The 13,044-nt window shown below is 71.4% G+C and carries 9 protein-coding genes; 4 read left to right on the top strand and 5 right to left on the bottom strand.

Annotated features, from left to right (window positions below; genetic code table 11):
* Positions 1-2 precede the first annotated feature (2 nt).
* A complete protein-coding gene (locus tag ACFYNX_RS20925; protein WP_388663163.1) occupies positions 3-1,034 on the top strand; it encodes a helix-turn-helix domain-containing protein in 1,032 nt (343 codons plus the stop codon).
* Between the two features lie 2,077 nt (positions 1,035-3,111).
* Here ACFYNX_RS20925 and ACFYNX_RS20920 read toward each other — a convergent pair.
* Together ACFYNX_RS20920 and ACFYNX_RS20915 are read right to left on the bottom strand one after the other, a co-directional pair.
* Positions 3,112-3,753: a hypothetical protein gene (locus ACFYNX_RS20920; RefSeq protein ID WP_388663161.1), complete on the bottom strand. Its 642-nt coding sequence runs from the start codon at positions 3,751-3,753 to the stop codon at positions 3,112-3,114.
* Positions 3,754-4,733: 980 nt separating this feature from the next.
* The gene (locus tag ACFYNX_RS20915) at positions 4,734-5,612 is read right to left on the bottom strand and encodes a glycosyltransferase family 2 protein (RefSeq protein WP_388663159.1); all 879 of its coding nucleotides are present in this window, start codon (positions 5,610-5,612) and stop codon (positions 4,734-4,736) included.
* 250 nt (positions 5,613-5,862) lie between these two features.
* On the opposite strand from ACFYNX_RS20915, the gene ACFYNX_RS20910 reads away from it, so the two are divergent.
* Positions 5,863-6,888, top strand: coding sequence for a serine/threonine-protein kinase (locus ACFYNX_RS20910; RefSeq protein WP_388663157.1), 1,026 nt, complete (start codon positions 5,863-5,865; stop codon positions 6,886-6,888).
* Positions 6,889-6,908: 20 nt separating this feature from the next.
* Here the strand turns inward: ACFYNX_RS20910 and ACFYNX_RS20905 are convergent, their stop codons facing one another.
* Positions 6,909-7,190, bottom strand: a complete 282-nt coding sequence (locus tag ACFYNX_RS20905) for a hypothetical protein (protein WP_365539369.1) — start codon at positions 7,188-7,190, stop codon at positions 6,909-6,911.
* A gap of 163 nt (positions 7,191-7,353) precedes the next feature.
* On the opposite strand from ACFYNX_RS20905, the gene ACFYNX_RS20900 reads away from it, so the two are divergent.
* Entirely contained in the window at positions 7,354-9,225 is a 1,872-nt protein-coding gene (locus tag ACFYNX_RS20900) for an alkyl/aryl-sulfatase (protein ID WP_388663155.1), read from the top strand.
* Between the two features lie 127 nt (positions 9,226-9,352).
* On the opposite strand, the gene ACFYNX_RS20895 is transcribed toward ACFYNX_RS20900, so the two are convergent.
* Positions 9,353-10,696, bottom strand: coding sequence for a tetratricopeptide repeat protein (locus tag ACFYNX_RS20895; protein ID WP_388663153.1), 1,344 nt, complete (start codon positions 10,694-10,696; stop codon positions 9,353-9,355).
* 404 nt (positions 10,697-11,100) lie between these two features.
* Between ACFYNX_RS20895 and ACFYNX_RS20890 the strand changes: the two genes are divergently transcribed.
* On the top strand, positions 11,101-12,135 hold the full coding sequence (locus ACFYNX_RS20890) for an Lrp/AsnC family transcriptional regulator (protein ID WP_365539378.1): 1,035 nt from the start codon (positions 11,101-11,103) through the stop codon (positions 12,133-12,135).
* Positions 12,136-12,160: 25 nt separating this feature from the next.
* Here ACFYNX_RS20890 and ACFYNX_RS20885 read toward each other — a convergent pair whose 3' ends face one another.
* Positions 12,161-12,991: a class I SAM-dependent methyltransferase gene (locus ACFYNX_RS20885; RefSeq protein WP_388663151.1), complete on the bottom strand. Its 831-nt coding sequence runs from the start codon at positions 12,989-12,991 to the stop codon at positions 12,161-12,163.
* Positions 12,992-13,044: the final 53 nt, after the last annotated feature.

Raw genomic sequence — 13,044 nt, 5'->3', positions numbered from 1 at the left:
CCATGAACCCGCGCCTTCTGCAACTCGCGCGGGAGTCTCGTGGCTTGTCCCAGTCCAAGTTGGCTGGACTCGCAGGCATCTCACAGGCCGCCCTGTCCAAGGCGGAGAACGGCATCGGAACCCTGACTCCCGAACGTGTGCAAGCGGTGGCGGAAGCCCTCGGCTACCCCAGAGACCTCCTGGACTGGCCGGATGAACCCGTGGGCCTAGGCCCATCAGGCTTCTACCACCGCAAGCAGTCCGGCCTTGGCAAGACCGCGCTCCAGCGGATCGAAGCCGAGGTCAATCTGCTGCTCATGCAGCTCCGCCGGCTCGAAGCCAGTGTGGACATCGAGCCGATATACCGGCTGCCCGTCCTCGACGCAGACGAGCACACTCCGGAACAGGCCGCAGCAAAGGTCCGAGCGAGCTGGCTGCTGCCCGATGGGCCGGTACACGACGTCATCCGAACCGTCGAGAGAGCCGGCATCGTCGTCGTACGACGGGACCTGGAATCCCCAAAGATCTTCGGTCTCAGCGTCAGGACACCCAATAGCCTGCCCGTGATCATCCTCAACGAAGGCATGCCACCGGCACGGGAACGGTTCACCGTCCTTCACGAGCTGGGACACCTCGTCATGCACCAGCTGCCGAGCGACAATGGCGAACGGGAAGCAGACACCTTCGCCTCCGAATTCCTGATGCCCGGTTCCCTCATCGGACCTCACCTGTCCGGCCTCACGCTCCAGCGAGCGATCCAGCTCAAGCAACACTGGAAGGCGTCCATGGCCGCAGTGATCCAAACCGCGAAGCGCCTGGAACGCATCGATGAGAACAAGTACAAGAGTCTGCAGGTCCAGTTGACGCAGCACGGTTACCGCCGGAACGAGCCCGCGGAACCTGACCGCGAAGAACCGAGCATCCTGACCAACATCCTGGAGACGCACCGATTGGATCACGGGTACTCGGACAGGGAGCTGGCCACCGTGGTCGGACTGCAGCTCCGTGAGTTCCGGTCCGAGTACGGAAGCACCTTGACTCTCCACGCGGTCTGATCCGCAGAGCGACATCACACACGACACCAGGGCCGCGATCGATAAGGCGCTATGCTTCGGTCAGGCGACCACGCTCGCCGTTACGTCGGACTTGGGTCACTCCCGCAGCTACCCAGGGTTGAGGGCGCAAAGTGCCGTCGGGCGCGCGTGATTGAAAACTGTCGTTCCTCCTATGGGGCGCAGTGGGCGGGAGCACTGAGGCGCGCCCGCTGGGAGCCAGTCATGTCGCTCGACAGAGATATCACCACACTCGGACGCCGTATCCGACGCGAGTCCGGAAACTCCATCCTTTTCCAAGAGGCACGGTTGATCGCCGCGCGCGAGTTGGGTGGATTGCCCGTCCACACCATGGCGCCCGAGGAACGGATTCCCCTCCGCGCCCAGTACACCGGGGAGAGCAAAGCCGCCGCCCGGTCCGCGATCAGCAGCGACACGCGCGGTTTGGGCCTAGACCACTGCTCGGACGACCAGCGCGCCTTCCGGGCCCTACTAGCGCTAGCACTTTTCAACGGCAATGTGTATACCGGCCCAACGGCTAGGTGGAACTATTCGGTTGTCGCCTCGTATGACCCAGTGATGTCACCCCGCATGGACCAGTTGGTAATGGTGGCAGAGCGCGCCCCGGAGAACGTGGCCACCCGGCTGATGGCCACTGTGGGGGCCGACACACGCGGCGTCCCTGGGCTACGGCATGAGGTCACCTACACATGCCACGGACAACGCTCCGTCTGTCTGCGTCATCTGCCCACTGGTGCACTGCTGACCATCACCGGTGACCCGGCCGGATGCCAACGCGGCAACAGGCGCAGCCACGTACCCCGGCATCCCTATCTCACGCTGGACGACGACCTCACCGCGCACGAGCGACGCACACTGGCAGCGGTCCCCCCGATTTCGGGAGAAGCGACCACTCTGCTGGCAGGTCTCGTTTCCCGCTACAACCTGGTTGACCGACGTGGCCACTGGGCGACCAGTCTGTCCTGGGACCCTCTGGAGCACCCCGGAGTCGAACGGCGGAAGGAACCGGAAGTGATTCGGCACGGTCCCGTACGTCGGCCTTGGGGTGCCGGCGGCTCATGAAAGCTCCGCTGGACCGGCTATCCCGAACCCCGCGACCTGGCTCTGGCCCTGACGCACCAGGAGGCCGGGATCAAGGGCGCAAGATTTACCCGCCACGGTGACACCTATCGGGTGGTCCTGGGCACCGCCTCGCTCGACCTGTGCGACGGGAAGGGCTGATCCATGCCGTTCCTCATCGACCATCTGGGGTCCGTACCCGTGCTGGCGGCTGCCGTTGTCCTCGGTCTCCTCCGCTTCATGCTTCCGAAGGATTCTCGCCATCGCCTGGAGCTGTGGAAAGCCGTCCTTGAGCACCGGCGTCTACGTTGGCAGGTGACCGAGAGCCGCCGCAAGGTTGGGAGATCCGGTGAGACGGGCCGACTGAATCTTCCTGCTAGAGCGGAACGAGGCAAAGGTCACCGATCAGCTCAGCGGGGGCGAGTCCGGGGCTGAGGCTGACGTCGCGCCCTTGTGGCACGAACTAAGTGTCAGTCTGCAAACAGCACGGAGTCACTGAGCGACCAGCCTGGCACTCCTGCCACCCCTCCGTCCGATCGGCTGAGGTTCACGGCAGGAAAGAGGGGCCACCTTCGGCGCATCACGTGGGAGCCATCGGGGAGCAAACTCGTTCCCCACGCCCTCCCGAAACCACGCGAAACCCACCGAGTCCAACGCCCTGACCTGCGGAAAATTCAAACTGACAGGTCCCAATCTTGCCCGGACCTCGTTCGGGACGTAGAGGTTGTGGGTCCAAATCCCGCCACCCCGGCAGCTGAAACACCAGGACAGGGGCCTGACCCACATCGCGGGTCAGGCCCCTGTCGGCTTTGCGCCGGCCGTCAAGTGGGCTTCAGCCGAGCGCTGTCAGTCAGGACCTGCCCCCGTACAGCGTCAGCATCAGTGCCACAACGGCAACACCGACCAAGAGCGCAGCGCCTAGTCGTTCGTCGCGCCGAGATTCGCGCACGACGAAGCAGCCGACCATGGCGATCAGGGCGAGAGTCAATGTGTCAGGCATTCACACCTCCCGCGCTTCCGCTGTGCGGTCATCGGCTCGACCGACAGCAGGCGACTGGGCCGCTCGGAAACGGGACATCTCATCACCGTCCCGACTGTGACGCGCGCGGCGACCGAGCCGCTTGAGTTTGCGGCGTACTCGCTCACCCAGAGCCTCAGCGTCACCCTGCACGTACGCCTGCGAGGTGAGGGCCAACACCATGGCGGCTGCCTCGGTCCAACTCGACGTCCCCGAACGGGACCAGGCGAGCGCGACGGCTCTCTCGATCGGGAACATCTGCTCCAGCACGGCGAGCACATGCGGATCATCAGGCAGCATCCCCGTAAGGATGTCGGCCGGGTCGGGCCCCCCTGCGACGAGGTCGGCGAGAGTCAGCCCATTCTCCAGAACGGGGACATCAAGGCTGAGCAGCCGCTCTCCGGCGCAGCGTCGACGCCACAGTGGCGTGAGCTGTCGGTGGATCTCCCTCACCTCACGCATCAGCCGGGAGAGAGCCCCCCGGCGGATGGTGCCGTGCGTGTACAGGGTGCTCGCCCAGTCGCCAAGGAGAGCCGTGGTCACCGGTTCCTGCCAGCGAGCTCCCCGCCACATGCCGAGGTCGACGGCCATGAACTTCTCGATGAGCTCGGTGTTGCCGAGCACCGCCTCGTTCCGTGCTTCCACGGCACGTGCCGCGAGCCTGGCCTCACGGGCCTCTGCCTGAGCCTCCGGGGAGCTGGGCTTCGCGGCGATGGCCGCTCCACTCCATGGGCGGTCGACCTCCCCCTCTGTCCAGGTCCGCACGATCTCCCAAGGTTCGAGTCGAGGGGAGTCCAGGAACAAGCGTCCTACCAGCAGTCGTCCACCGTCCCTTTCGTTGCCGAAATAGAAGTAGGAGCTGTCGCGGACTCCCCCATCACCCCCGTACGCGATGAGGTCGCCCTCACCCAATACAGGGAGGCCGCGAGTGGACTGTGGATCAACAGGTACGGGCTTCGGCTCAGGAAGTACCCGCCACCGCCTGACTAGGCCATACCGCGCGTAAAGGGTGTCGAGGTCCTCAGCTCCTTCCGTCTCTGACACGTCAGCCTGGCGGGGTGGGACGGTTACAGGCGGTGCCGCCGCTTCCAATGCCTGCGGTTTTTCGAGAGCTTCCGGCGTCATGGGTGGTGCCTCCGGTAGATGATGGGCGAGCCTGTCCTCTCTCGGGCGCCGCAACGCCCCGAACCGGCAATCCCCACCCCGGAACCTTGAGTGATCTGCACCACACCACCGAAGAACGTGCTGAGGCTTCCGGCCTTCCGACGTCTGGCTCCCCACTCCCGTGTCCCCGCCCCCTGCGAGCCTTGGAGAGTAGGACGTATCACCTGGGAGCCGTTGGGGAGCCGATTCGTTCCCCGAACCCCCGCGAGACCGCCCCGCTCCTATCCACACCAACGCTCTGAACAGGGAAAACATCATCAAAGCTGATGACGATCTTCGCCGGACCTCATTCGGGACGAAGAGGTCGTGGGTTCAAATCCCGCCACCCCGACAGCCGAAACAACAGGTCGGGCCCGGTACTGAGAGATCAGTACCGGGCCCGACCTGTTGGTGTTCCCAGGCGGGGGCCGCGGCGCCGAAAGGCACCGCGGCCGGGCCCGCTAGATCACCGGCGGCCGCCCCAGCCGTGTCATGCGCAGGACCGTCGACCAGCGGATCGGAGCGCGGGGGCCCGCCGGGCGGCGGACGCCCTCGGCGAAGCCGGCGAGCCAGGCGCCGAGGCCCGGGAGGGAGCGGGTGCGGGCCAGGGTGAGGAGGGTCCAGACGGCGAGGTAGACGGGGACGAGGAGGGCCGGGAGGTTGCGCTTGGCCAGCCAGACGCGGTTGCGGGCGGTCATGCGGTGGTAGACGGCGTGCCGGGCCGGGCTGGTCTTCGGGTGCTGGAGGAGGAGCTCCGGCGCGTAGACGACCTTCCAGCCCGCGTCGAGGGCCCGCCAGGCGAGGTCCGTCTCCTCGTGGGTGAAGAAGAACTCCTCCGGCCAGCCGCCGATCTCGTCGAGCATCCGCATCGACAGGCCGTGGCCGCCGCCGAGGAAGGTCGTCACCTCGCCGCCGCGCAGGGGGTCCTTCGCCCCGAGGCGGGGCACGTGGCGCCGCTGGGTCTCGCCGGTCTCGTCCGCGATCCGGAACGAGACGACGCCGAGCGCCGGGTCCCCCTCGTACAGGTCCGCGAGGCGGCGGAAGACGTCCCGGTCGACGAGGAGGCCGTCGTCGTCGAGGTCCACCACCACGTCCACGTCGCCGAACGAGCGGAGCGTGTCGAGCGCGACGTTCCGGCCGCCCGTCACCCCCCGGTTCTCCGGGAGTTCGACCCCGGTCACGCCCTCGGGCAGCTCCGGGAGCGAGCCCGTGCCGTTGCCGACGACCACGATCCGGGCGGCCCGCTCGTCCTGGTCCGCCACCGCGTCGAGCAGCGCCCGCAGTTCGGTCGGGCGCGTGCCCATCGTCAGTACCGCCACACCCACGCGCGGTCGCGCCACGGTCCGCTCCGTTCCTCACCGGCCAAAGGCCCCTTCAGGCCCCGAAGGCCTTTCCGGGCGCGATGCTAGCCGTACACCGACACCTTCCGTTCATCCGCACCAAGGGCGTCGTGCACCGCGAGGGCGTTCGGAGGGGGAGCGCGGCGAGGAGCGCGGCCGCGCGGCTCTACGCTGGTTCCCTTCCGTCAGGTTGATCGATCTTCGAAAGGGTGGTCTCCAGGTGCTGGTCGCGGACCGATATCGGCTTCACGTGTGTATCGGCCGGGGCGGCATGGGCGAGGTGTGGCAGGCCACCGACGAGGTCCTCGGCCGGGCGGTGGCCGTGAAGCTGATGCTGGCGAACGCGGCCGATCCCTCCGCCGGCGACCGGTTCCGCCTGGAGGCGCAGACCGCCGCCCGGCTGAGCCACCCGCACGTGGTGGGCGTCTTCGACTTCGGCACGTGGGACGGGAAGCTGTTCCTCGTCATGGAGCTGGTCGAGGGCGACAGCCTCGCCGGAAGCCCCTCCGACCCCCTGGTCCTTCCGCCCGAGCGGGTCGCCGTGGTCGCCGCGCACGCCGCCGCCGGGCTCGCGGCCGCGCACCGGCAGGGCGTGGTGCACCGGGACATCAAGCCGGGAAACCTGCTCATCGACGCCGAAGGGACCGTGAAGCTCGCCGACTTCGGCATCGCCCGCTTCGTCGACGACCCCTCCGCCGCGCTCACGACGACCGGTCAGATCGTGGGCACCGGGCTCTACCTGGCGCCCGAGCGGGCCCTCGGACAGCCCGCCTCGCCCGCCTCCGACGTGTACTCCCTGGGCTGCGTGCTCTACCAACTGCTGACCGGGAGACCCCCGTTCCGCGCGGACACCGCGACCGCCCTGCTGTACCAGCACATCGACACCCCGCCGACGCCGCCCGCGCACCTCGGGGTCGCGCTGCCGTCCGAGTTCGAGTCGTACCTGCTGAGCCTGCTCGCGAAGCAGCCGGAGCAGCGTCCCCCGGCCCAGGCCATCGCCGACTGGTTCTCCTCCGGCGCCTGGCGCTCCTACCACCAGGCCCCCGCCGCTCCCGCGCCGCACCGCCCCGCGCCCCTGCCCCGGCACGTGCCCGCGCCCACCCCGCCGCCGATGACCAGACCCGCCGTCGCGCCCGCCTCCCGGCGCCGCGAGCGCCCGGCCGCCACCGGTGGACTCGCCGAGCTGTCCCGGCGCCGCCCGCGCAAGACGGCCGCCGTGGCCGGTGGCATCGCCTTCGTGGTCTTCCTGATCATCGGCATGGTCTGGCTCTCCTGAGCCCCCCTCCCCGGAGCACGTCAGTACGCCCTCGGCGCCATCACCAGCGGGTCCCCCTCGTCCCCCGGAATCAGCAGGCAGCGCGGTACGCCGGGGCCGGCGGCCACCCGTACGGTCACCGTCGTCGGCGGGTCGGTCGGCAGCGCGACCGGGAGGGCGACCTGCCGCTCGTGGCCGATCCCGACCCGGGCGGTCTCCTTGCCGTCGACGAGGACGTCGACGACCGCCGAGTGCCCCGTCTCCACGGTCACGGAGACCGAGTGCCCGAGGTGGTCGATGTGGAAGTGGTGCCGTCGTCTCATGGGTCACCTCCGTACCCACCAGGGTAGGTACGCCGCGGACCTTCCGCCCCTCCCCCGGCCCGGCGTGCGGGCCCCGGGGTCCGGTGGTCAGATGGATCCGGTACGCGTCCACGCACGCATCCGCGTCCACGCACCCGTCCGCGCCGAACGGAGCACCCCGCCCATGAGCGACACCCTCCCCCCGTTCGAGGACACCACCGACTTCGAGAACGCCGACCGGGGCTTCCTCGCCGCCCTCGTCCCCGGCTCGGTCACGGACGCCGGGGGGTGGACGGTCTGGGACGGCGACGCCTACCGCTTCCTGGAGGCGGACTGCCCCGACACCGCGCACCCCGGCCTCTGGCGCCAGTCGCGGCTCTGCGCCCGGCAGGGGCTCTACGAGGTCACCGAGGGGATCTACCAGGTGCGGGGCCTCGACCTGTCGAACATGACGCTCGTGGAGGGCGAGCGCGGGGTCGTCGTCATCGACCCGCTCATCTCCACGGAGACCGCCGCCGCGGCCCTCGCGCTCTACCGGGAGCACCGCGGCGACCGCCCCGTCACCGGCCTGGTCTACACCCACTCGCACGGCGACCACTTCGGCGGCGCCCGGGGCGTCCTGCCCCCCGGCGCCGAGGAGGGCGTGCCGGTCCTCGCCCCGGCCGGCTTCCTGGAGCACGCCGTCAGCAAGAACGTGTACGCGGGCAACGCCATGACCCGCCGGGCGGGCTACATGTACGGCGCGAACCTGCCGAAGGCGCCGGACGCCCAGATCGGCACCGGGCTCGGGCAGACCACGTCCGTCGGCACCATCAGCCTGATCCCGCCGACCGTGGACGTCACGGAGACCGGCCAGGAGGAGACGGTCGACGGCGTGCGGATCGTCTTCCAGCTCACGCCGGGCACCGAGGCCCCGGCCGAGATGAACTTCCTCTTCCCCGACCTCCGCGCCCTGTGCCTGGCCGAGAACGCCACGCACAACATGCACAACGTCCTGACCCCGCGCGGGGCGGTCGTCCGGGACGCCCGGATCTGGGCCGCGTACCTCGACGAGGCGATCGAGTACTTCCACGGGCGGTACGACGTCGCCTTCGCCTCCCACCACTGGCCGACCTGGGGCCACGACGAGGTGGTGCGGTTCCTGACCGAGCAGCGCGACCTCTACGCGTACCTGCACGACCAGACGCTGCGGCTGCTCAATGAGGGCCTCACCGCGCCGGAGATCGCCGAGACGATCGAGCTGCCGCCGGCGCTCGCCCGCGCCTGGCACGCGCGCGGGTACTACGGCTCCCTGAGCCACAACGCGAAGGCGGTCTACCAGCGCTACCTGGGCTGGTTCGACGGCAACGTGGCCCACCTGTGGGAGCACCCGCCGGTCGAGCTCGCCAAGCGGTACGTGGCGGTGGCGGGCGGGCCCGCCGAGACCCTCGCCAAGGCGCGCGCGTACGCGGACGAGGGCGACCTGCGGTTCGCCGCGACCCTCCTGAACCACCTGGTCTTCGCCACCGCGCCGGAGGTCCCCGTCGGCGAGGAGCGGCCGGCGAGCGCGGTGCACGAGGAGGCCAAGGAGGTCCTCGCCGGGGTGTACGAGCGACTGGGGCACGGCGCCGAGAACGGCCCCTGGCGGAACTTCTACCTCACCTCGGCGCAGGAGCTCCGGGAGGGGGCGGGGGGCGAGGTGATCGACACGACCAACCCGGAGATGGCGGCGGCCCTCACCGTCCCCATGCTGATCGACTCGATCGCCGTCGCGATCGACGGGCCGCGCGCCTGGGACGACGACCTGACCGTCGACCTGGTCCTGACGGACGACCCCGTGGGCGAGCGGCGGCGGCTCACCCTGCACAACGGCGCCCTCACCCACCGGGCGGTCGCCGAGCCCCGGACGCCCGCCGGGCTCACCCTGACCCTGTCCAAGCAGCAGCTCCTCGGCCTGCTCGCCGGGCAGGGGCCCGGGGAGCTCGGGGTCGGGGTGAAGGGCGACCCCGCCCTGTTCGCCCGCCTCCTCTCGTACGTGACGAAGCCCGATCCGCTGTTCCCGATCGTCACCCCGTAACTACCCGACGGGGCCCCGGGAAGACGCCGGAAACCCCTGAGAAGACCCGGAGAGGTCTCGGGCAGGCCCCTAGGGTCTGTCCGGCGGATCGGGGTCGCGGTCCCGGCCATGATCCGCCGGGCACCCCCTAGGGCTCCTCCGAGAGGGCGAACAGGCCCAGGCGGGTGCCCTCTTCGCACGTCCGGCGCAGTTCCTCCGCGCCGAGCGCCTCCCGCAGGGCCCGCTCGCTGCGCCGCCGTGCCGTCGCGCTGGAGGCCGCCGGGCGGTACGCCTCGCCGAAGACGGAGGACCGCAGCACGTCCACGGCGCCCAGGAGGTGGGCGGCGGAGACGGGCCTGCCGGTCATGATCCGCAGCTCCGCGAGGAGTTCGGCCGCGCAGGACGCGCCCGCCGCCGAGCCGAGCGCCAGATGGCCGCGGAGCGCCCGCCGGGCGTGGTCGACGGCCCTCCCCCGCTCCCCGTCCCAGGCGAGGAGCTCGGCACGCGCGTGGTGCGCCCAGGCGTCGGCCCACAGGTCCCGGCCCGCCCAGGCCCGCCGTCCCGTCCGTTCGAGCGGCAGCCGGTCCAGGGCCTCCTGCGCGGCCTCCGGATCGGTGCGGGCGAGGGCGAGGGCGAGCCCGGCCCAGCCCATCTCGCGGCCGGGGCCGAAGTCCGGGGGCTCCTCCGTCAGGGCCAGCGCCTCCCGGAACTCGGCCGCCGCCGCGCGCGTGCGCCCCTGGTGGAGGGCGGTGGAGCCGCGCAACTGGGCGAGCAGGCCCAGGCACCGGTCGTCGCCGTCCCGTACGGCCGCCGCCCAGGCCCGGACGAGGAGAGGGTCGGCGTCCTCGGGGCGGCCCGACTCCAGCTCCAGGTGGGCGGCGAGCCACAGGGCGCGGGCCGGCGGCGGCCCGGGGTGCAGGGCGAGGGCGTGCCGCAGCCGGGCCCGGCCCTCGGCGACCCGGCCGCAGGCCACCCACAGGAACCACAGGGAGACCGTGATCTCGACGGACGTGCCGGCCTCGGCGCTCGGGGACAGCGGCGCGTTCGTGGGGTCCATGGCGGCGGCCAGGTCGGGGAGTTCCCGCAGCGCGAGGTCGCGGGCGTCGAGCTGTCGGCCGCTCTGCCACCGGTCGGCGGCCCGCCGGGCGAGCCGGGCGCACCACCTGCGGTGGCGCAGGACGACGGACCGGCGGTCGCCGCGTTCGGTGAGCCTGCGGGCGCCCACCGCGCGCACGGGGTGCGGCATCCAGTAGCGGGCCGCGTCCTCCTCGCCGTCGAAGAGGTCGTCGACGGGCAGGAGCGCGAGGGGGGCGAGCCGGTCGAGGACCGCCGGGATCCGGGCCGGGGGGAGCGTGCCGGAGGCGCACACCTCGCGGACGGCGTCCCGGCCGAAGGTGCCCTCGAAGACGGAGAGCCGCTCCCACAGGAGCCGTTCCTCCGGGTCGCAGCGGTCGTACCCGCCCTCGGCGGCGGCGAGTTGACCGGCGGTCACCGGTTCGCCCCACAGCAGCTCGGTCTCCGGGGGAGACCCGGACCCGACGACCCCGGCGCCCCCGGCGCTCCCGAGGCGCCCGGTGGCCCCGCCGCTCCCGGTCCCCCCGGCGCTCCCTCCGGTCCCGATGCTCCGGACGTGTCCGGTCGTGCCGACGGCCGGTGCTCCGGCCGGACGACCGGACGGACGTCCGCTCCCCCGCAGGTGCCTCGTCATCCCGCCCTTCCTGCTCGTCCTGCTTACGCGCGCGCGTGGGGACGCCACGGACCGCCGTGTCCGCGCCTTGTGCCCGACGTCATGGCGGAGGCCACCGTCAGGGGATTGAATGCACGTGCCCCGGTGCACATCCTGGGGCGCCCCGGAACCCATGGGAGGGGTTTTCCGGGGATCGGCCAAGGAGGCACATGGATACCGGGGAATCCGTCCTGGGAGAGGCGGATCTGGCGCTGATCCACGCACTGCAGATGGCTCCGCGCGCCAGTTGGACCCAGCTCTCGGCCGTCCTGGAGGCGAGCCCCGACACCCTCGCCCGGCGCTGGGAGCACCTCAGCGGCAAGGGCTACGCCTGGAGTTCCCTGCTCGCCGCCCGGCGCGGCAAGGAGGCCACCCTGTACGCGTGGGTGGAGCTGGAGTGCGCCGCCGGGGACATCGAGGCGACCGCGGGCGAGCTCTCGGAGGACTCCTGCACCCTCGGCGTCCACCAGGTGACCGGCGACGCCGACCTGGTGCTGCTCGTCGCCTCCCCCGACCTCTACGCCCTCGACGGCTACCTCGCCGGGCGGGTGCGGCGCCTGCCCGGGGTGGTTCGGTGCCGCGCGCAGGTCGTCACGCGGCTGCACAACCGCCCGTACCGGTCGCGGATCGACCAGCTCACCCCCGGGCAGGTCCAGCTCCTCACGGAGCTGACGGGCGGGAAGCAGCAGGGCCGGCCCCCCGCGCGCGCGTACCCGTACGTCACCGACCTGGACCGGCGGATCGTCGCGGAGCTGGCGGGGGACGCCCGCCGCAGCGCCGCCGAGCTCGCCCGGCAGTGCGGTACGAGCGAGTCGACGGTGCGGCGCAGGCTGGACGTCCTGACGGCGGCCAACGCGTTCCACCACCACTGTCTGCCCGCGCCGCGCTTCTCCGGGCGCCCGGTGTGGGCGCTGGTGGCGGCGGACATCCCGCCCGTCGAGGTGCCGGAGACGGTCGCCGCGCTCGGCCGGCTGCGCCAGACGCGGCTCGTCACCTCGGTCACCGGACCGCACAACCTGGCGCTCGCGATGTGGCTCCGTACCGTCGACGAGCTGCACGAGGTGACGGCGGTGCTCGTCCGGGCCGCGCCGGCGCTGCGGATCACGGGCACCTCGCTGTCGCTGCGCACCCACAAGATCGGGGCGCAGGTCCTCGGCCCGGACGGCCGCCGGACGCACCACGTGCGCCCGAGGGACACGGCCTGAGGCCGGGCGGCCCGGTCCTGGCGGCTCAGGCCGGGCGGGACGCCTTGAGCGAGTACATCAGGGGGACGCGGGGGCGGTCCGCCGGGAAGCGGTAGTAGCCGTCCTCGTGCCGCTGGAGGGTGCCGTAGCGGGGGAAGAGCGAGACGTCGTGCTCGCGCAGGAAGTCGATCCGCAGACCCGCCCGCGCGAGCGCCGTGACGACCTCGCCGACCGGGTGCACCCACTCCACGCTGCGGTTGTGGACGGTGGTGGCGTCGAGGTCGGCGTACGTGCCCGGGGTGGTGTCCACCCACGGCTCGCGGACGAAGTAGTCGTGCACGATCCGGCTGCCGGTCTCGTCGTCGAGCGAGTCGGTCAGCGGGTGGAACTCGGCCAGGTAGAGGAAGCCGCCGGGGGCGACGAGCGAGGCGGCGGTCTCCGCCCAGCGCTCGACGTCGGGCAGCCAGCACAGCGCCCCGCCGCCGGTGTAGACGACGTCGTACGAGCTGTCGGGGACGGCCTCGGCCGCGTCGTACACGTCGGCGGCGACGAAGGCGGCCCGGTCCTGCGTGAGGCCCAGGTCGGCGGCGAGCGCGCGGGCGGTCTCGACGGCCGGCTCGGAGAAGTCCAGGCCGACGACGTGGGCGGCGCCCCGCCGGGCCCAGGAGAGGGTGTCCAGGCCGATGTGGCACTGGAGGTGGAGCAGGGTCCGCCCGGTGACGTCCCCGACCTCCGCGAGCTCGAAGTCCCGCAGGGCGTCCTTGCCCGCGCGGAAGGCGTCGAGGTCGTAGAAGGAGCCGGCCGCGTGGATCGGGACGCGCTCGTCCCAGCGCGCCCGGTTGGCCTCGCGCCAGTCCTCGGGGGTCGGAGAGTACATGTCGGCGAGGTTATCCACAGGCTGCGGAGGACGCGACCCGGTTGTCCGCCGCC

Source organism: Streptomyces sp. NPDC007872, assembly GCF_042868165.1.
Lineage (GTDB): Bacteria > Actinomycetota > Actinomycetes > Streptomycetales > Streptomycetaceae > Streptomyces.
The sequence above is the reverse complement of the archived record's forward strand: the minus strand, read 5'-3'. Positions and strand labels throughout refer to the sequence as shown.

What these genes read in the sequence shown, in the direction of transcription:
- ACFYNX_RS20900 (WP_388663155.1), top strand. Translation starts at nt 7,354, where the DNA reads ATGAGCGACACCCTCCCCCCGTTCGAGGACACCACCGACTTCGAGAAC.
- ACFYNX_RS20890 (WP_365539378.1), top strand. Translation starts at nt 11,101, where the DNA reads ATGGATACCGGGGAATCCGTCCTGGGAGAGGCGGATCTGGCGCTGATC.
- ACFYNX_RS20925 (WP_388663163.1), top strand. Translation starts at nt 3, where the DNA reads ATGAACCCGCGCCTTCTGCAACTCGCGCGGGAGTCTCGTGGCTTGTCC.
- ACFYNX_RS20905 (WP_365539369.1), bottom strand. Translation starts at nt 7,190, where the DNA reads ATGAGACGACGGCACCACTTCCACATCGACCACCTCGGGCACTCGGTC.
- ACFYNX_RS20885 (WP_388663151.1), bottom strand. Translation starts at nt 12,991, where the DNA reads ATGTACTCTCCGACCCCCGAGGACTGGCGCGAGGCCAACCGGGCGCGC.